The organism is Micromonospora sp. CPCC 205561 (assembly GCF_036906775.1).
GTDB lineage: Bacteria > Actinomycetota > Actinomycetes > Mycobacteriales > Micromonosporaceae > Micromonospora.
The window spans coordinates 363,412-381,010 of record NZ_JBAKHV010000001.1 but is presented as its reverse complement, the minus strand read 5'-3'; the positions used below and the strand labels follow the sequence as shown (position 1 = coordinate 381,010).

Annotated in this window: 16 protein-coding genes; 6 read left to right on the top strand and 10 right to left on the bottom strand. The window is 74.8% G+C overall.

Features of this window, described 5'->3' with window-relative positions:
• The first annotated feature begins 75 nt into the window (after positions 1-75).
• From V6V16_RS01715 to hutH, 4 genes are all read left to right on the top strand, one after another.
• Positions 76-1,275: an allantoate amidohydrolase gene (locus V6V16_RS01715; protein ID WP_334558855.1), complete on the top strand. Its 1,200-nt coding sequence runs from the start codon at positions 76-78 to the stop codon at positions 1,273-1,275.
• A 112-nt stretch (positions 1,276-1,387) separates the two neighbouring features.
• On the top strand, positions 1,388-2,746 hold the full coding sequence (locus V6V16_RS01710) for a formimidoylglutamate deiminase (protein WP_334558853.1): 1,359 nt from the start codon (positions 1,388-1,390) through the stop codon (positions 2,744-2,746).
• The gene (gene hutI, locus V6V16_RS01705; RefSeq protein WP_334558851.1) at positions 2,743-3,942 is read left to right on the top strand and encodes an imidazolonepropionase; all 1,200 of its coding nucleotides are present in this window, start codon (positions 2,743-2,745) and stop codon (positions 3,940-3,942) included. The genes V6V16_RS01710 and hutI overlap by 4 nt, the downstream gene beginning before the upstream one ends.
• Positions 3,939-5,477: a histidine ammonia-lyase gene (gene hutH, locus V6V16_RS01700; protein WP_334558848.1), complete on the top strand. Its 1,539-nt coding sequence runs from the start codon at positions 3,939-3,941 to the stop codon at positions 5,475-5,477. The genes hutI and hutH overlap by 4 nt, the downstream gene beginning before the upstream one ends.
• 7 nt (positions 5,478-5,484) lie before the next feature.
• Here the strand turns inward: hutH and V6V16_RS01695 are convergent, their stop codons facing one another.
• The 10 genes from V6V16_RS01695 to V6V16_RS01650 form a co-directional block, all read right to left on the bottom strand.
• Positions 5,485-6,408: an AEC family transporter gene (locus tag V6V16_RS01695; RefSeq protein ID WP_334558846.1), complete on the bottom strand. Its 924-nt coding sequence runs from the start codon at positions 6,406-6,408 to the stop codon at positions 5,485-5,487.
• Between the two features lie 13 nt (positions 6,409-6,421).
• Entirely contained in the window at positions 6,422-7,039 is a 618-nt protein-coding gene (gene rdgB, locus V6V16_RS01690; RefSeq protein WP_334558843.1) for an RdgB/HAM1 family non-canonical purine NTP pyrophosphatase, read from the bottom strand.
• 108 nt (positions 7,040-7,147) lie between these two features.
• Positions 7,148-7,879 carry a ribonuclease PH gene (gene rph / locus V6V16_RS01685; protein ID WP_334558840.1) on the bottom strand — a complete coding sequence of 244 codons (732 nt, stop codon included), beginning with the start codon at positions 7,877-7,879 and terminating at the stop codon, positions 7,148-7,150.
• Positions 7,880-7,934: 55 nt separating this feature from the next.
• Positions 7,935-8,681: an MBL fold metallo-hydrolase gene (locus tag V6V16_RS01680; protein ID WP_334558838.1), complete on the bottom strand. Its 747-nt coding sequence runs from the start codon at positions 8,679-8,681 to the stop codon at positions 7,935-7,937.
• A 289-nt stretch (positions 8,682-8,970) separates the two neighbouring features.
• Positions 8,971-9,936, bottom strand: a complete 966-nt coding sequence (locus V6V16_RS01675; RefSeq protein WP_334558836.1) for a PLP-dependent cysteine synthase family protein — start codon at positions 9,934-9,936, stop codon at positions 8,971-8,973.
• Between the two features lie 14 nt (positions 9,937-9,950).
• The gene (locus tag V6V16_RS01670; protein WP_334558834.1) at positions 9,951-10,304 is read right to left on the bottom strand and encodes a MoaD/ThiS family protein; all 354 of its coding nucleotides are present in this window, start codon (positions 10,302-10,304) and stop codon (positions 9,951-9,953) included.
• Positions 10,305-10,377: 73 nt separating this feature from the next.
• Positions 10,378-10,866 (bottom strand): M67 family metallopeptidase, encoded by a 489-nt coding sequence (locus V6V16_RS01665; RefSeq protein ID WP_334558831.1) that lies wholly within the window; start codon positions 10,864-10,866, stop codon positions 10,378-10,380.
• A gap of 53 nt (positions 10,867-10,919) precedes the next feature.
• A complete protein-coding gene (locus V6V16_RS01660; RefSeq protein WP_334559001.1) occupies positions 10,920-11,414 on the bottom strand; it encodes a DUF2017 domain-containing protein in 495 nt (164 codons plus the stop codon).
• Between the two features lie 2 nt (positions 11,415-11,416).
• Positions 11,417-11,707 carry an ATP-dependent Clp protease adapter ClpS gene (clpS, locus tag V6V16_RS01655; protein ID WP_089001780.1) on the bottom strand — a complete coding sequence of 97 codons (291 nt, stop codon included), beginning with the start codon at positions 11,705-11,707 and terminating at the stop codon, positions 11,417-11,419.
• A 148-nt stretch (positions 11,708-11,855) separates the two neighbouring features.
• Entirely contained in the window at positions 11,856-13,409 is a 1,554-nt protein-coding gene (locus V6V16_RS01650; protein WP_334558828.1) for a hypothetical protein, read from the bottom strand.
• 198 nt (positions 13,410-13,607) lie between these two features.
• Between V6V16_RS01650 and V6V16_RS01645 the strand changes: the two genes are divergently transcribed.
• Both V6V16_RS01645 and V6V16_RS01640 read left to right on the top strand, forming a co-directional pair.
• Positions 13,608-16,283 carry a LuxR C-terminal-related transcriptional regulator gene (locus tag V6V16_RS01645; protein WP_334558825.1) on the top strand — a complete coding sequence of 892 codons (2,676 nt, stop codon included), beginning with the start codon at positions 13,608-13,610 and terminating at the stop codon, positions 16,281-16,283.
• A gap of 16 nt (positions 16,284-16,299) precedes the next feature.
• Positions 16,300-17,586: a nicotinate phosphoribosyltransferase gene (locus tag V6V16_RS01640; RefSeq protein WP_334558823.1), complete on the top strand. Its 1,287-nt coding sequence runs from the start codon at positions 16,300-16,302 to the stop codon at positions 17,584-17,586.
• Positions 17,587-17,599 lie beyond the last annotated feature (13 nt).

Genomic DNA, 17,599 nt, shown 5'->3' with positions numbered 1-17,599 from the left:
ACAACGGAGGTGCCGCGTGAGCGCGAGGAGTGCAGCGCAGCGGAGCCCCGCAGTCGCGAACAACGGAGGTGCCGCGTGACGGGCCCCGCCGGCCGGTTCCGGGCGTTGTGGGACGAGATCGCGCCGGTCGGGCGGGACGAGCGCAGCGGCGGCTACCTGCGGTACGCGCTGACCGACCCGGAGCTGCGGCTGCGGGAGTGGTTCCGCGCGCAGGCCGACCGCCGGGGCATGCCGGTCACCGACGACGGCAACGGCAACCTCTTCGCCCACTGGGGCGACCCGGAGGCCGGCGACGCGTTGCTGACCGGCAGCCACTTCGACTCGGTGCCGCACGGCGGGGCGTACGACGGGCCGCTCGGCATCGTCAGCGCGTTCCTCGCCGTCGACGAGCTGCGCGCGGCGGGCGTCGCGCCGGGGCGCCCCGTCGTGGTGGGCGCGTTCGTGGAGGAGGAGGGGGCGCGCTTCGGCGTACCGTGCCTGGGGTCGCGCCTGCTCACCGGGGAGATCGCGGTGGAGCGCGCGGCCGGGTTGCGCGACGCCGGCGGGGTGAGCTTCGCCGAGGCGCTGGGCGTCCGGCCGGCGGGCGCCCGCCCCGAGCTGCTCGGCCGCTTCGCCGCCTTCGTCGAGCTGCACGTCGAGCAGGGCCGCGCGATGGTGGACGCCGGCGCGCCGGTCGGGGTGGCCAGCGCCATCTGGCCGCACGGCCGCTGGCGCTTCGAGTTCACCGGCGAGGGGAACCACGCCGGCACGACCCGGATGGCCGACCGCCGCGACCCCATGCTGACGTACGCCTTCACGGTGCTGGCGGCCAACAAGGAGGCGCGGCTGCGCGGCGCCCACGCCACCGTCGGCCGGGTGGCGGTGGAGCCGAACGCCACCAACGCGATCCCGTCGAAGGTGACCGGCTGGCTGGACGCCCGGGCCGCCGAGCCGGAGACCCTGACGGGGCTGGTCGACGCGGTGCGCGCGAAGGCCGCCGAGCGGGCCCGGCGCGACGGCACGGAGGTGGCGCTGACCGAGGAGTCGGCCACCCCGCTGGTCGCCTTCGACGGCGACCTGGCGGGCCGGCTCGCCGCGCTGCTCGACGCGCCGGTGCTGCCGACCGGGGCGGGGCACGACGCCGGGGTGCTGGCCGCGCACCTGCCCACGGCGATGCTCTTCGTGCGCAACCCGACGGGGGTCTCGCACTCGCCGGCGGAGTCGGCCACCGACGCCGACTGCGCGGCCGGGGTCACCGCCCTGGCCCGGGTGCTGGAGGAACTGGCGTGCCGGTGAACGCGGTGCGGGGACGCCGTCAGCGGCCTGTCGAGCTGATGTCGCGGACGATTCGCCCGCGCGATGATCGACTGATGTCGCAGACGACTCAGCTCGAAAGGAGGCGCACGAGATGACCGGGACCCGCTGGCTCGCCGAGTACGCGTGGCTGCCCGGCCGCGCCGGACCGACCGCCGACGTGCTCGTCGAAACGGCGGACGGGCGGATCACCGGTGTGACCCCCCTGACCGCCGGGAGCAGCCCGCGCGCCGGCGTGGAGGTGCTCGGCGACGCCGTCCGGTTGCCCGGGCTGACCCTGCCCGGGCTCGCCAACGCCCACTCGCACGCCTTCCACCGCGCGCTGCGCGGGCGCACCCACGACGGGCGCGGCGACTTCTGGACCTGGCGCGACCGGATGTACGAGGTGGCGCGGCGCCTCGACCCGGACTCGTACCTGGCCCTGGCCCGGGCGGTCTACGCCGAGATGGCACTGGCCGGGATCACCTGCGTCGGCGAGTTCCACTACCTGCACCACAACCCGGACGGCACCCCGTACGCCGACCCCAACGCGATGGGCGAGGCGCTGGTCGAGGCCGCCGCGCACGCCGGGATCCGGATCACCCTGCTCGACGCCTGCTACCTGACGGCGACGGTGGACGGGCAGCCGCTCGCCGGGCCGCAGCGGCGGTTCGGCGACGGCGACGCCCTGCGCTGGGCGGAGCGGGCGGACGCGTTCCGGCCCGCCGACGACCACGCCCGGGTGGGCGCGGCGATCCACTCGGTACGCGCGGTGCCGGCCGGGCAGCTCGCCACCGTGGCCGGGTGGGCGGACCGACGGGGCGCGCCCCTGCACGTGCACCTCTCCGAGCAGCCCGCCGAGAACGACGCCTGCCGCGCCGTGCACGGCCGCACCCCGGCCCGGCTGCTCGCCGAGCACGGGGCGCTCGGCCCGGACACCACCGCCGTGCACGCCACCCACCTGACCGGCGCCGACCTGTCGCTGCTCGGGGAGCACCGCGTCGGCGTCTGCCTCTGCCCGACCACCGAGCGGGACCTGGCCGACGGGATCGGCCCGGCCCGTCGGATGGCCGACGTCGGCCTGCCGCTCAGCCTGGGCAGCGACAGCCACGCCGTGATCGACCTCTTCGAGGAGGCCCGCGCCGTGGAGCTGGACGAGCGGCTGCGCACCCGCCGGCGGGGCCACTTCGGCCCGGCCGAGCTGGCGGACGCGGCCACCTCGGCCGGTCACGCCGCGCTGGGCTGGCGCGACGCGGGGCGGATCGCCGTGGGGGCCCGCGCCGACCTGGTGACGGTACGGCTGGACAGCCCGCGCACGGCGGGCGTACCCCCGGTGGGGGTGTGGTTCGCGGCGGGCGCCGCGGACGTCACGCACGTGGTGGTGGACGGCCGGACGGTGGTGCGCGACGGCCGCCATCTGACCGTCGACGTGCCGACCGAGCTGGCGACGGCGATCGCGGAGGTGACCTCTTGAGCAGTCTGCTGGTCGACAACATCGGCGAGCTGGTGACCAACGACCCGCCCGGCGGCGAGGATGGCCCGCTGGGCATCTGGCGTGACGCCGCCCTGCTGGTCGAGGACGGGCAGGTGGCCTGGGTCGGGCCGGCCCGGGAGGCGCCGGCCGCCGACCGGCGCGTCGACGCCGAGGGCGCGGCGGTGCTCCCCGGCTTCGTGGACAGCCACGCCCACCTGGTCTTCGCCGGGGACCGCGCCGCCGAGTTCGCCGCCCGGATGGCCGGGCAGCCGTACACCGGCGGCGGCATCCGGACCACGGTCGGCGCGACCCGGGCCGCCTCCGACGACGAGCTGCGGGCCACCGTGCGCCGGCTGCGCGGCGAGGCGATGCGGCAGGGCACCACCACCATGGAGATCAAGAGCGGGTACGGCCTCACCGTCGCCGACGAGGCCCGGTCGCTGGCGATCGCCGCCGAGGTCAGCGAGGAGACCACCTTCCTCGGCGCCCACGTGGTTCCCGCCGAGTACGCCGACCGCCCCGACGACTACGTGAGCCTGGTCTGCGGGCCGATGCTGGCCGCCGCCGCGCCGCACGCGCGCTGGATCGACGTCTTCTGCGAGCGGGGCGCGTTCGACGCCGACCACGCCCGCGCCATCCTGGCCTGCGGTCAGGCCGTCGGGCTGGGCGCGCGGGTGCACGCCAACCAGCTCGGCCCGGGGCCGGGCGTCCAGCTCGGCGTGGAGCTGGGCGCGGCGAGCGTCGACCACTGCACGCACCTGACCGACGCCGACGTCGACGCGCTGGCCTCGGCCGGCGAGACCTGGGTCTCCGGGTTCGTGCCGACCACGGTCGCCACCCTGCTGCCCGGCGCCGAGTTCTCCACCCGCTCGCCGTACCCGGACGCCCGTCGGCTGCTCGACGCCGGAGTCACCGTGGCGCTGGCGACGGACTGCAACCCCGGTTCGTCGTACACCTCGTCGATGCCGTTCTGCGTCGCGCTCGCCGTACGCGAGATGGGGATGACCCCGGCGGAGGCGGTCTGGGCCGCGACCGCCGGCGGCGCGCGGGCGCTGCGCCGCGACGACGTCGGGGTGCTCAGGCGCGGGGCCCGCGCCGATCTGATGATCCTCGACGCCCCGTCCCACCTGCACCTGGCCTACCGGCCGGGTGTACCGCTGATCCGCCAGGTCCTGCACAACGGAGTACCGCGATGACGACCGTGACCATCCTGCCCACCGGGATCTCCCCCGCCGACGTGCTCGCCGTCGCGCGCGGCTCCGCAAAGGTCGTCCTCGACCCGGCGACCGTGGAGGCGATGACCACCAGCCGGTCCATCGTGGACGGCATCGAGGCCGCCGGGAGGCCGGTCTACGGCGTCTCCACCGGGTTCGGCGCCCTCGCGAACACCTTCGTCGCGCCCGAGCGGCGGGCCGAGCTCCAGCACGCGCTGATCCGCTCGCACGCCGCCGGGGTGGGCGCGCCGATGCCCCGCGAGGTGGTCCGGGCGATGATGCTGCTGCGGGTCCGCTCGCTGGCGCTCGGCCACTCCGGCGTACGGCCCCTGCTCGCCGAGGCCCTGGTCGACCTGCTCAACCACGACGTGACGCCGTGGGTGCCGGAGCACGGCTCGCTCGGCGCCTCCGGCGACCTGGCGCCGCTGGCGCACTGCGCGCTGGTGCTGCTCGGCGAGGGCTGGGTGCTCGGCCCGGCCGGGGAACGGCTGCCGGCCGCCGACGCGCTGCGCCGGGCCGGGTTGGCGCCGGTCGGACTGGCCGCCAAGGAGGGGCTCGCCCTGATCAACGGCACCGACGGCATGCTCGGCATGCTGCTGCTGGCGATCCACGACGCCGCGCACCTGTTCACGATGGCCGACGTCACCGCCGCCCTCGCGATCGAGGCGATGCTCGGCTCGGAGCGGCCGTTCCTGCCGGAGCTGCACGCCATCCGGCCCCATCCGGGGCAGTCGGCCTCGGCGGCGAACATCCACCGGCTGCTCCAGGACTCCCGGGTGATGGACTCGCACCGCGACGACCTGGCGCACGCGGTGCAGGACGCGTACTCGATGCGCTGCGCGCCGCAGGTCACCGGGGCCGCCCGGGACACGCTGGACTTCGTCCGCACGGTTGCCGGGCGGGAGCTGGTCTCGGTGGTGGACAACCCGGTGGTGCTGCCCGACGGCCGCGTCGAGTCGACCGGGAACTTCCACGGCGCGCCGCTCGGCTTCGCCGCGGACTTCCTGGCCATCGCCGCCGCCGAGGTGGGCGCGATCGCCGAACGCCGGGTGGACCGGCTGCTCGACGTCACCCGGTCCCGGGAGCTGCCGGCGTTCCTCTCCCCCGACGCCGGGGTCAACTCCGGGCTGATGATCGCCCAGTACACGGCGGCCGGGATCGTCGCGGAGAACCGGCGCCTCGCCGCGCCCGCTTCGGTGGACTCGCTGCCCACCAGCGGCATGCAGGAGGACCACGTCTCGATGGGCTGGTCGGCGACCAAGAAGCTGCGCACGGTGCTGGACAACCTGACCAGCCTGCTGGCAGTGGAACTGCTCGCCGCCGTACGCGGACTCCAGCTGCGCGCCCCGCTCGTCCCCTCACCGGCCGGGCGGGCCGCCGTCGCGGCGCTGCACGGGATCGCCGGGGAGCCCGGGCCGGACGTCTTCCTCGCCCCGCTGATGGAGGCCGCCCGGGCGGTGCTCGCCGGGCCCGAGCTGCGCGCCGCGATCGAACGCGAGGTGGGCCCCCTCGGCTGACGGCGGCTCAGCCGGCCAGCACCGCGATGCCGATCAGTACGGGTACCGCCGCCACGGTCGACAGGAGGATCGAGTCGCGCGCCAGGACGACGCCCCGGTCGTAGCGGACCGCGTAGACGAAGACGTTCTGCGCCGTCGGGAGGGCGGCGGTGACCGTGCAGGCCAGCACGAGACTCTGCGGCAGCCCCATCGCGAAGCGGGCGACGAGGTAGGCGACGGCGGGCTGGGCCATCGTCTTGAACAGCACCGCCAGCCGGACGTCCCGCCCGGTCTCTCCGGAGCCGGGCGCGGGTGCGCCGTGCAGGGAGATGCCGTAGGCGATCAGGGTGGCGGGAACCGCCATCGCCGCGACGAGCTCCATCGGCCGCAGGACCGGTTCCGGCGGCAGCCACCCGGTCAGGCTGGCCAGCACGCCCAGCGCGCAGGCGATGGTGACGGGGTTGGTGAGCGGCTGGCGCACCACCGCGCCGAGCGAGGGACGGCTGCCCGCCGTGCCCAGCTCCAGGGCGGCGAACGCGAGCGGCGTCATCACCACGAGCTGGAACATCAGCACGGGCGCGACGAAGACGGCGTCCCCGAGCACGTACACCGCGACCGGGATGCCGATGTTCGCCGCGTTGACGTACGAGGCGGCCAGGGCGCCGATCGTCGCCTCCGGTACGGAGCGTCGCCAGCGCAGCCTCGCGACGGCCACGAAGACCGACGCCACGGCGAGGGTGCTCACCACGGTGACGACGAGGGCGGACGAGACGACCGCCCGGACGTCGGAGCGGGCCACCGTCCCGAACAGCAGCGCCGGGGTCGCCACGAAGAAGGCGACCCGGGACAGGACGGTGGCCGCCTCGGGCCCCAGCACGCCACCGCGACCGAGCGCCCAGCCGAGGGCGATGACGGTGCCGATGACGGCGAACCCCGTGAGTACCCCTCGCATCGGGGGTGGGCCGTCAGCTCGCGGGCGGCAGCACCCTGGCGACCAGCTTGGCCAGCTCCCGCAGCGCCTTGCCGCGGTGGCTGACCGCGTCCTTCTCCTGCGGCGTCAGCTCGGCGTTGGTGCGGTCCTGCCCGTCGCCGAGGAAGATGGGGTCGTAGCCGAAGCCGCCGTCGCCGCGCGGAGCCCGGAGCAGCCGGCCGGACTGCCGGCCGTCGACCAGGTGCTCCTTGCCGCCCGGCAGCACCAGGACCACCGTGCAGACGAACGAGGCGCCCCGGTGCTCGTCGGGCAGGTCGGCGATCTGGTCCAGCACCAGCTGGAGGTTGGCCTGGTCGTTCCCGTGCCGGCCGGCCCAGCGCGCGCTGAACACCCCGGGCATGCCGTTGAGCGCCTCGACGGCGAGCCCGGAGTCGTCGGCGATCGTCGGCAGGCCGGTGCGCCGGCAGCCCTCCCGCGCCTTGATCAGCGCGTTCTCGCCGAAGGTCAGGCCACTCTCGGGCAGCTCCGGGTATTCCTCGACGTCGTCCAGCCCGATCAGGGCGACGCGGTGCGCGCCGAGCGCGCCGTCGAGGATCCGCTGGAGCTCGACGAGCTTCTTGCGGTTACGGGTGGCGAGCAGCACCTTGGTCATCAGAATCCACCTTTGTTCGCGACTGCGGGGCTCGCAAGCTCACTCCTCGCGCTCACGAGGTCTCACCTTCGTTTCGCGGCCGCGGGGTCGCGAGCCCACTCCTCGCGCTCACGGGAGCGAGAGCGCATTCCGCTGGGCTTCGGCCAGTTCCACGCAGCCGGCGACGGCCAGGTCGAGCAGGGCGTCGAGCTGTTCGCGGGCGAACACGCCCGCCTCCCCGGTGCCCTGCACCTCGACGAAGTCGCCCGCGCCGGTGCACACCACGTTCATGTCGACCTCGGCGGTCACGTCCTCGGCGTAGTCGAGGTCCAGCCGGGGCTCGCCGTCGATGACGCCGACGCTGACCGCGGCCACCGAGCGGTGCATCACCTTCTCCGGCTTGCCGGCCAGCGACTTGCGCCCGGCCAGCCAGGTCACGGCGTCGTGCAGCGCCACGTACGCGCCGGTGATCGCGGCGGTGCGGGTGCCCCCGTCGGCCTGGAGCACGTCGCAGTCGAGCACGATCGAGTTCTCGCCGAGGGCCTTCAGGTCGATGGACGCCCGCAGGCTCCGGCCGATCAGGCGGGAGATCTCGTGGGTGCGCCCGCCGACACGCCCCTTCACGCTCTCCCGGTCGGAGCGGGTGTTGGTGGCCCTCGGCAGCATCGCGTACTCGGCGGTGACCCAGCCGAGCCCGGAGCCCTTGCGCCAGCGCGGCACGCCCTCGGTGACGCTGGCGGTGCAGAGCACCCGGGTCCCGCCGAACTCCACGAGCACCGAGCCCTCCGGATGGGTGCTCCAGCCCCGGGTCAACGTCACAGGTCGGAGTTCGTCGGGTCGCCGCCCGTCAGGTCGCGCCATCCCTGCACCTTATGCGGTGCCCCGATCGGAGCGTCCCGGGGTGTCCCGACCGGGGTCAGATCTCGTAGCTGGCGCCGGGCCGGACCACCTCGAGCGGCCCGTCGTACGCGGCGCCGGCCGACTCGACGGTGTGTGCCTCGCTGCCCCAGGCGGCCACCAGGTGGGTGAGCAGCAGCCGGCCCACCCCCGCCTTGGTCGCCGCCTCGCCGGCCTCCCGGCCGGTCAGGTGCAGGTCCGGCGGGTTCTCCACGCCGTCGAGGTAGCTCGCCTCGCAGAGGAAGGTGTCGGCGTCCTGGGCGAGGCGGAGCAGGGCGTCGCAGGGCGCGGTGTCCGAGGAGTAGCAGAGCACCCGGCCGTCGTGCTCCAGCCGGACGCCGTACGTCTCCACGGGGTGGTTGACCCGGTCGACGGTGACCGTGAACGGGCCGATCGGGAAGCTGCCGGGTTCGAGGGCGTAGAACCGGTAGACGTCCTCGACCGTGCTGTCCTCCTGCCCGTACGCCGCCGCCAGCCGGTCCGGGGCGCCGGACGGGGCGTAGACGGGCAGCGACGGGTAGGGGCCGTCCGGGGCGTAGCGGCGGACCACCACGTACGAGGCGGCGTCGAGGATGTGGTCGCAGTGCAGGTGGGTCAGGACGATGGCGTCGGGGGCGTGCAGCCCCGCGTAGCGCTGGAGGTTGGAGAGCGAGCCGGAGCCGAAGTCGAGCAGCAGCCGGAAGCCGTCCGCCTCGACCAGGTACGCCGAACAGGGGGACTCGGGGCCGGGGAAACTGCCCGCGCAGCCCAGGACGGTCAGTCGCATCGAGTTGTCTCACTGTCACGGTGCGTAGCGTCCGTGCCGACGGTCGCCCTGTCGATGATCTCTACCGACGCGTACGCCACGCAGGGCAGCCTACGCTCGCGCGCGCGACGGCAAGAGTCTTCCACTGGAAGATGTCACGAACGTGACACCCGCCCGCACCCCGGCGCGCCGCTCCGCCCGTGCCGCGCGACGGATCGACGTGCGCGGGTAGCGCTGCGTGAACGGGCCGCCGACGGGCGTCGACCGCGCGGGGCCGCCGACGCGTGTCGGCGGCCCCGTCGCGGCGGCGTCAGGCCCAGAGCTGGCCCTCCAGGGCCTCCTCCGCGTCGGCGAGGGTGCCGCCGTACGCGCCGGTGGAGAGGTATTTCCAGCCGCCGTCGCAGACCACGAAGGCGACGTCGGCCCGGCGGCCGTCCCGGACGGCCTCGTGCGCCACCGCCAGGGCGGCGTGCAGGATGGCTCCGGTGGAGAACCCGGCGAAGACGCCCTCCACCTCCACCAGCTGCCGGGTCCGCAGCACCGCGTCCCGGGTGCCGACGGAGAAGCGCCGGGAGAGCACCGTGGCGTCGTAGAGCTCCGGGACGTACCCCTCGTCGATGTTGCGCAGCCCGTAGACCAGCTCGCCGTAGCGCGGCTCGGCCGCGACGACCTGGATGCCTTCGACCTTCTCCCGCAGGTAGCGCCCGGTGCCCATCAGCGTCCCCGTGGTGCCGAGGCCCGCCACGAAGTGCGTGATCGTGGGCAGGTCGTGCAGCAGCTCCGGACCGGTGGTCTCGTAGTGCGCCCGGGCGTTCGCCTCGTTGCCGTACTGGTAGAGCATGACCCAGTCGGGGTGCTCGGCCGAGATCTGCTTGGCGGTCGCCACGGCCTGGTTGGAGCCGCCCGCCGCGGGCGAGAAGATGATCTCCGCGCCGTACATGCGGAGCAGCTGCACCCGCTCGGTCGAGACGTTCTCCGGCATCACGCAGACCAGCCGGTAGCCCCGCAGCTTGGCCACCATGGCCAGCGAGATGCCGGTGTTGCCGCTGGTCGGTTCGAGGATGGTGTCGCCCGGCCGGAGCCGGCCCGCCTCCTCGGCCGCGCGCACCATGAAGAGGGCGGCCCGGTCCTTGATGCTGCCGGTCGGGTTCCGGTCCTCCAGCTTCGCCCAGAGCCGCACCGGCGGCGCCCCGTCGGGCACCGTCGGGGAGAGCCGGGGCAGCCCGACCAGGGGCGTCCCGCCGCAGGCGTCGAGGAGGCTGTCGTACCGCGCCATGGTGACCGCCGCCGTCAGCGGGCGGCGACGGCCGACCGGGCGGCGGTCGCGGCGCCGTGCTGGGCGATCGCGGCAGCCGCCGCGAAGCCGAACGCGCCACCGGCGACGGCCGGCAGGATGGTCACGCTGTCGCCGTCGTTGAGCTTGGCGTCCAGCGCGCCGAGGAAGCGGACGTCCTCGTCGTTGACGTAGACGTTGACGAAGCGGTGCAGCGCACCGGCGTCGGTGACCAGCCGGCCCCGCAGGCCGGCGTGCCGGGAGTCCAGGTCGGCGAGCAGGTCGCCCAGCGTGTCGCCGGCTCCCTCGACGACCTTCGCGCCGCCGGTGTAGCTGCGCAGGATGGTGGGGATGCGAACCTCGATGGCCATGGTGACGTGCTCCTCGGTGTGATCGGGCGTGCCGGAGGGTGACGGGACGTGGACGGGTGTCGCGGGCGCTGGATCAGCGGCCGGAACACTCGTAGTCGACCGTCGCCGGGCTCTGCCCGAACATGTAGGACTGCACGGCGTGCGGGTCCACCCCCGCCTCCACGATCCGGACCGGCTCCTCGGTCACCACTCCGTCGACGATCCGGAAGGAGCGGATCTCCTCCGTGTCGGGCTCGCGGGTGGAGACCAGCAGGTAGTGCGCCCCCGGTTCGCCGGCGAAGGAGACGTCCGTCCGGGACGGGTAGGCCTCCGTCGCGGTGTGCGAGTGGTAGATGACGACGGGCTCCTCGTCCCGGTCGTCCATCTCGCGCCACACCCGCAGCTGCTCCATCGAGTCGAACTCGTAGAAGGTCATGGAGCGGGCCGCGTTGTCCATCGGGATGTGCCGGGTGGGGGTGTCGCTGCCGGCGGGACCGGCGACCACGCCGCACGCCTCGTCGGGGTGGTCGCGACGGGCGTGGGCGACGATCGCGTCGATGATCGACCGGTCGATGCTCAGCACGTCTCCCAGCCTAACGCGTACCGGCCGCCACCTTAAGGTGGCCGCGGTCACGCCTAGTCGATCAAGGCGTTGAGCAGGGACTCCTGGAGATAGCCGAGGTACGCGTAGACCGACAGTTGGAACACCCGGCTGGACGCCGGGTCCTCGGCGACCGCGTCGTCGAGCTCCTCGCCGAGATCCGTGCCGTCCTTGATCTCCAGGCGGACGCCCATCGCGAGCCGGGCGTCGTTGAGCGCCCGCAGCCACGCCTCGGCCGCCTCCGCGTCGAGGCGCACCTCGCCACCGGCGGAGTCGGGCAGCGCGGCGAGGATCGCGCCGGCCTGGTCGATCTTGGCCGTCTTGAGGTCGCCCTCGGTGTAGCGGCGGAACTCCGCCGCCCCGGACGGATCGTCCGGGTACGCCTCGGGGAAGAGCCGGCCGACCACCGGATCGGTGTGGTCGAAGCCGTCGGTGAGCAGCCCGACCACCTCGGAGGCCACCTTGCGCAGCACCCGCACCTCGTCGACGGCGAAGCTGGCGACGTAGCGGTCGCCCTGGCGACGGAACATGCTCACGACCGGTCCACCGTCGCCCACAGCCCGTACGCGTGCAGCTGCGACGCGTCGTGCTCCATCCGTTCCCGGGCGCCGCTGGAGACCACGGCACGGCCCTTGTGGTGCACGTCGAGCATCAGTTGTTCCGCCTTCTCCCGGCTGTAGCCGAAGAGCTTCTGGAAGACCCAGGTCACGTACGTCATCAGGTTGACCGGATCGTCCCACACGATGGTCACCCAAGGCCGGTCGGACGCCGGCACCTCATCGGTGTCCGGCGTCTCGACAGGTGCAACCTGCGGAGCCGCCATGCCCCCCATCGTGCCACCGGATTCGGCGAACCGAGGAACCGGAACGCCGGCCCGGCGCGGATCACCGAGTCCGGCCTGGTCAGGGGCGTCGGCGGCGGCCCGCGTCCGGCCCGGCGCCGGACGCGCGCCGCGAGCGGGCGGGCCGCCGTCAGGCGAGCAGGATGCCGTGGTCGACAGCATCGGAGAGCACCCCGTCCAGCGAGAGGCGGACCACCTCGAACCGCCGGGCCACCTCCCGCGACAGCTCCAGTTCGACCTCGCGCAGCGCGCGCTGGGCCCAGGCCCGGGCGGCGTTGGGGTCGTCGTTGCCGGGGCTGCGCCAGTGCTGCCAGCAGCCGCCCGACAGGGCCACGGCGACCGGCGGGAGCACCTCCACGCGCTCCGCCCCCGGGCAGCTGGCCATGGCGTCGGCCGCGCCTGCGCCGGTCAGCCCCGCCACGCCCCCGGTGCTGGTGACCAGCAGGACGCGGTCCAGCTCGTGGTCGCTCCGGTGGTCGGTCAGGCCCCAGCGCACCGGGGCGAAGAGGCGCCGCACGACGCCCGTCGGCAGCGGCGTGCCGAAGACCCGGCCGGCGGCCTCCTCGACGAGCCGGCGCACCGCCTGGTCGCGCTGGGCGGTGGCCAGCAGCGACAGCGCCTCCATCTCGCGGTCGAGCAGCTGCGGCAGGCCGGCGCAGCCGACCCCGAAGACGATCTCCTGCACCACCCGCAGGTGGGTGTTGGCCAACTCCAGGGCCAGGTGCTGGCGGATGCGCCGGGAGCAGGAGCGCGCCTGCCGGTCGAGCTCCTCGGACCAGTCGCCCGGGTCGGCCACCACCGGCACGCGGCCGTGCGAGCCGGGGAGCACCGGCGGCTCGGCGCTCGCCCGCCGCAGTCCCTCGTCGGCGGCCCAGCCGACCAGGGCCCGGCGCAGCTCCGCCCCGTCGCTGCCGGCGAGCGCGAACCAGCGGGCGTCGGCCAGCCCCGGGACGGCGGCCAGCAGGGCCGCCCGGTGCGCCTCGACGGTGACGGCCACCGGGTCCACCGGGGCGGGGTCGCCGCCCCGGACCGGCGCGACGGACGCCCCCGCGCCCTCCGTCGTCGCCGTGCCGTCGGGCACCGGCGCCCAGCCGCCCGCACCCGGGGTGACCGCGAAGAAGACCTCGACGCGGGCGCGGGCCACCTCGGCGAGCAGGTTGAGTTCGGCGGCGGCGAACGCCTGGTCGGCGGCGATCACGAAGAGCACCGCCCCGGAGCGCCCCGCCGCGTCGCGCAGCAGCTGCCCGCCGGCCACCCCGAGGACGGCCGTGTCCGGCGTGTCGACGAGGCTGAAGTGCCGCAGCAGCGGCTCGGGCACGCTCAGCTCGACCCGGCGCGGCGGACGGGCCAGCGCCGGCCCGGCGGCCAGCCGGTCAGCCCCGTACGAGTGGGGCTGGCGGTAGCCCGGCACGTAGGCGGCCCGGGTCGGCACCCGGGAGTGGCGAACCACGAGCCAGCTGCCGGCGGGCGCGGCGAGCATGCCGGGATCGAGCCGGAGCAGCCGGGCGAGCACCTCGGAGCGCCCCGCGCCGGCGGGGCCGACGGCGACCACGGCCAGCGGCTCCTCCGGGCCGGGCTCGGTGACGCCCAGCCTGGTGGGCAGCCGACCTCGCCGGGGCAGCTCCGCGGCCCCGGCCGTGTCGTCGGGCACGTCGACGGCGGGGAGAGGACCGGGCTTGCTCAAAAGCGTCCTCCCGTGGCAGGCGGCCGGCAGGGCCGGCCGCAGTGAAATGTCCGGTGACGGCATCCGGATGCCGGAAGAGTACGGGCGACCCGGTCCCCGGACGGAACACCTCGAATACTCAGCGGTAACGACGAGATTACTCAACTTCGTTGCGTGACGGCGTGCGCGCGCACGGAATCCAATCGATATGCTGCCCCGATGAGTCGGTGGAGTTTCGTCGGCCGAACGGATGAGCTCAACCGTCTGCTGTCGGCGGTCACCGGCACGGAGGGGCGGGGCATCTTCTTCAGCGGCAACGCGGGCATCGGCAAGAGCCGGCTGCTGCGCGAGGGGGTGGCGGCCCTCCCCCGCGACAGGTACGCCGTCTGGTCGATCGCGGCGAGCGCCACGACCGCCGCGCTGCCCTTCGGCGGGCTGATCCAGGTGCTCCCGACCGAGCAGCCGCACGGCCTCACCCCCGCCGGCATCCTGCGCTGGGCGGTGGACGTGCTGCAACAGCAGGCGGCCGGCCGCCAGATCGTGCTCGCGATCGACGACGCGCACCTGCTCGACCCGCCCTCGGCCGCGCTGGTGAACCTGGTCGGCCGGGCCGAGAACGCCACGGTGATCGGCACTCTGCGCGACGGCGAGCAGCTCCCGCTGCCGATCCGGGCCCTGTGGACCGACGACCTGGCCGACCACGTCGAGCTGAAGCCGCTGGCGCCGGCCGACACCACCCGGCTGCTCTCCGAGATCCTGAACGGGCCGGTGGACGCCACCTCCGCCGACCGCCTCGGCCGGCTCTCCGAGGGCAACCCGCTGCTGCTGCGGGAGCTGGTGTTCGCCGCCGACTGCGGGGAGCTGACCCGCACGTACGGGATCTGGAAGTGGACCGGCCGGCTGGAGCTGGCGCCCAACCTGACCGACCTGATCGACATCCGGATCGGGCAGCTCACCCCCGGCGTACGCGGGGTGGTGGAGCTAGTCGCGTTCGGCGAGCCGCTCGGCCTGCACCTGCTCAGCCAGGCCGCCGCCCCGCAGGACGTGGAGGATGCCGAGGAGCGCGGGTTGATCGCCGTGGTCCACGACGACCGGCGGGCGAACGTGCGGCTGGCCCACCCGCTCTACGGCGAGGTGATGCGCCGCCGCTGCCCGGTCAGCCGGACGCGCCGGTTGCAGGCCAACCTCGCCGAGCTGCTGGAACGGGTCGGCAAGCGGCGCCGCGACGACCTGCTCCGGGTGGCCGTCTGGCGGCTCGACTCGGGCACCGCGCAGGACCCGGCCATGCTGCTCGACGCGGCCGGGCAGGCGTTCGCCCGCTACGACGTGCCCCTGGCGACCCGGCTGGCCCGGGCGGCGCTCGACGCGGGCGGCGGTTTCGACGCCGCGGAGCTGCTGGCCACCATCCTGATGTTCGCCGACCGGCCGGACGAGGCGATGGAGGTGCTCGACGCGGTCTCCTCGGCCATCGAGGGCGACCGGCGGCTCAGCAGGTGGCTCACGGTGCGCGGAATGGTCAGCTACTGGGGCCTGAGCCGGGAGTCCACCGTGGAGGAGATCGCGGCCCGCCGGTCGACCCTGACGGACTCCGCCGACCAGGCCCGGGTGCTGGCCTTCGAGGCCATCATGCGGCTGCACCGGCTGGACACGGCCATCGCGCTGCGGCTCGGCCAGACGGTGCTGGACCGCCCGGCCGCGAGCGTCGCCGCCCGGGAACTGGCGCGCAGCACGATCGCCCACCTCCAGGCGGCGCAGGGCCAGCTGCACCGCAGCGCCACCGCGATCAACCAGGTGCAGGCCGAGGTGGGCCGGTGGCGGGCCGACATGCCGTACCTGCAACTGGCCCTGGAGCTGGCCCGGGGCACCCGGCTGGCGCTCGCCGGCGACCTCGCGGGCATCGACGCGATCGTGGCCGACGAGTTCGCGGACCTGGCCGGGGCCGGCGACTTCCGGCTCGGCACCGGCTACCTGGCCATCCTCCAGGCGTACGCGGCCCGGCTGCGCGGCCAGAGCGACGCGGCCCTGCGGACCAGCCTCGGCGCCTGCGCGGTCCTCGCCACCAGCCGGGTCTACGCGGGGCTGGCCCAGGCCGAACGGGCCCAGGCGGCGGCGCTGCGCGGCGACGCCGGGCAGGCCGCGGAGGCGATGGCGGAGGCCGACCGCACCCACGCCCCGGGCATGGTCGTGCTCTACCCCTGGCTGGAGCAGGCCAGGGGCGCGACGCTCGCCGCCGGCGGCGACGTCTCCGGCGCCGTCAAGCACCTGAGCGGGCTGGCCGACCGGCTCCGCGCGGACGGCTTCGCCGGCCACGAGGTACACGTGCTGCACGACCTGGTCCGGCTGGACCAGGCGGCCGCGCCGCTCGGGCCGACCTGCTCCGACGGCAGCCGGCGCAGCGTCGCGCAGCGGTTGGCGGAGCTCTCCGAACGGGTCGACGGGGTGCTGCCGCCGCTGCTCGCCCGGCACGCCCGGGCCGTTGCGGGCGGCTCCGCCGACGAGCTGCTGGCGGTGGCCGACGACTTCGACGCGCTGGGCCTGGCCGTCTACGCGGCCGAGGCGACCGCCACCGCGTTGGACCGGATGCGCCGGCAGCGGTCGCCGGCCGCGGCCACCGCCCGGGAACGCCTCGCCACCCTGCTCAACCGGTGCGACCTGATCCGCACCCCGGCGTTGCAGGCCGGGGCCCCGACGCTCAGCGAGCGCGAGTGGCAGGTGGCCCGGCTCGCCGCCGACGGGGTGACCAGCCGCGCCATCGCGGTGCAGCTCTACCTCTCCGCCCGTACCGTCGAGAACCATCTCCAGCGGATCTACAGCAAGCTCGGCGTGGCCGGCCGGGCCGAGCTGCGGGCCGCCCTGCGCGCGATCCCGGGCCACGACGGCGGCGAGAGCGGGTGAACTCTAGGCTGGGGCGGTGAGCACCCTTCGCCCCGCGCTGCTGACCGACCACTACGAGCTGACCATGGTCAGTGCCGCCCTGCGCGACGGCACCGCCGACCGCCGCTGCGTCTTCGAGGTGTTCAGCCGGCGACTGCCCGCCGGTCGCCGCTACGGGGTGGTGGCGGGCACCGGGCGGCTGATGGAGCTGATCCGCGACTTCCGCTTCGACGCCGAGGAGGTCGACTTCCTGCGGCGTACCGGGGTGGTCGACGAGCGGGCCGCCGCCTGGCTGCGCGACTACCGCTTCACCGGCGACGTCGAGGGCTACGCCGAGGGTGAGCTGTTCTTCCCCACCTCCCCGATCCTCACGGTCTCCGGCGGCTTCGCCGAGTGCGTGGTGCTGGAGACACTCATCCTCTCCGTGCTCAACCACGACAGCGCCGTCGCGGCCGCCGCCGCCCGGATGGTCACCGCGGCCCGCGGGCGGACCCTGATCGAGATGGGCTCGCGGCGCGCGCACGAGGAGGCGGCGGTGGCCGCGGCGCGGGCCGCGTACCTGGCCGGGTTCCGGTTCACGTCGAACCTCGCCGCCGGCCTGCGCTACGGCATCCCGACCGCCGGCACGGCCGCCCACGCGTTCACGCTGCTGCACTCCGACGAGCGGACCGCGTTCGCCTCGCAGGTCGACACGCTGGGCAAGGAGACCACGCTGCTGGTCGACACGTACGACATCAGCCAGGGCATCCGCAACGCGATCGCGGTCGCCGGGCCGGAGCTGCGGGCGGTCCGGATCGACTCGGGCGACCTCGCCGTGATCGCCCAGCAGTCCCGCGAGCTGCTCGACTCCCTCGGCGCCACCGAGACCAAGATCATCGTCTCCGGCGACCTCGACGAGTACGCCATCGCCTCGCTCGCCGCCGAGCCGGTCGACATGTACGGCGCGGGTACCGCCGTGGTCACCGGCTCCGGGGCGCCGACCGCCGGCCTGGTCTACAAGCTCGTCGAGGTCGAGGGGCGCCCGGTGGTCAAGCGCTCCGAGCACAAGGCGACGATCGGCGGCCGGAAGGTGGCCGTACGCCGGCACAAGCCCACCGGCACGGCCACCGAGGAGGTCGTCGTGCCGCAGGGCGTGCCGGACCCCCGGCCCAACGACCGGCTGCTCCAGCACTCGTTCCTGGCCGGGGGCGAGCCGGTCGACCGGCCCAGCCTGGACGAGTCGCGGGAGCACCTGCGGCAGTGCCTGATCTCCATTCCCTGGGAGGGCCTGAAGCTCTCCGCGGGCGACCCGGCCATCCCGGTCACGGTCGTCCCCGCCGACTGAGAGGAGCATTCCG

Bases quoted from the DNA above. Each gene is read 5' to 3' on its own strand.
- rdgB (WP_334558843.1), bottom strand. From the start codon at position 7,039: ATGACCAAGGTGCTGCTCGCCACCCGTAACCGCAAGAAGCTCGTCGAG.
- V6V16_RS01660 (WP_334559001.1), bottom strand. From the start codon at position 11,414: ATGTTCCGTCGCCAGGGCGACCGCTACGTCGCCAGCTTCGCCGTCGAC.
- rph (WP_334558840.1), bottom strand. From the start codon at position 7,879: ATGGCGCGACCTGACGGGCGGCGACCCGACGAACTCCGACCTGTGACG.
- V6V16_RS01680 (WP_334558838.1), bottom strand. From the start codon at position 8,681: ATGCGACTGACCGTCCTGGGCTGCGCGGGCAGTTTCCCCGGCCCCGAG.
- clpS (WP_089001780.1), bottom strand. From the start codon at position 11,707: ATGGCGGCTCCGCAGGTTGCACCTGTCGAGACGCCGGACACCGATGAG.
- V6V16_RS01695 (WP_334558846.1), bottom strand. From the start codon at position 6,408: ATGCGAGGGGTACTCACGGGGTTCGCCGTCATCGGCACCGTCATCGCC.
- V6V16_RS01675 (WP_334558836.1), bottom strand. From the start codon at position 9,936: ATGGCGCGGTACGACAGCCTCCTCGACGCCTGCGGCGGGACGCCCCTG.
- hutH (WP_334558848.1), top strand. From the start codon at position 3,939: ATGACGACCGTGACCATCCTGCCCACCGGGATCTCCCCCGCCGACGTG.
- V6V16_RS01645 (WP_334558825.1), top strand. From the start codon at position 13,608: ATGAGTCGGTGGAGTTTCGTCGGCCGAACGGATGAGCTCAACCGTCTG.
- V6V16_RS01670 (WP_334558834.1), bottom strand. From the start codon at position 10,304: ATGGCCATCGAGGTTCGCATCCCCACCATCCTGCGCAGCTACACCGGC.
- V6V16_RS01710 (WP_334558853.1), top strand. From the start codon at position 1,388: ATGACCGGGACCCGCTGGCTCGCCGAGTACGCGTGGCTGCCCGGCCGC.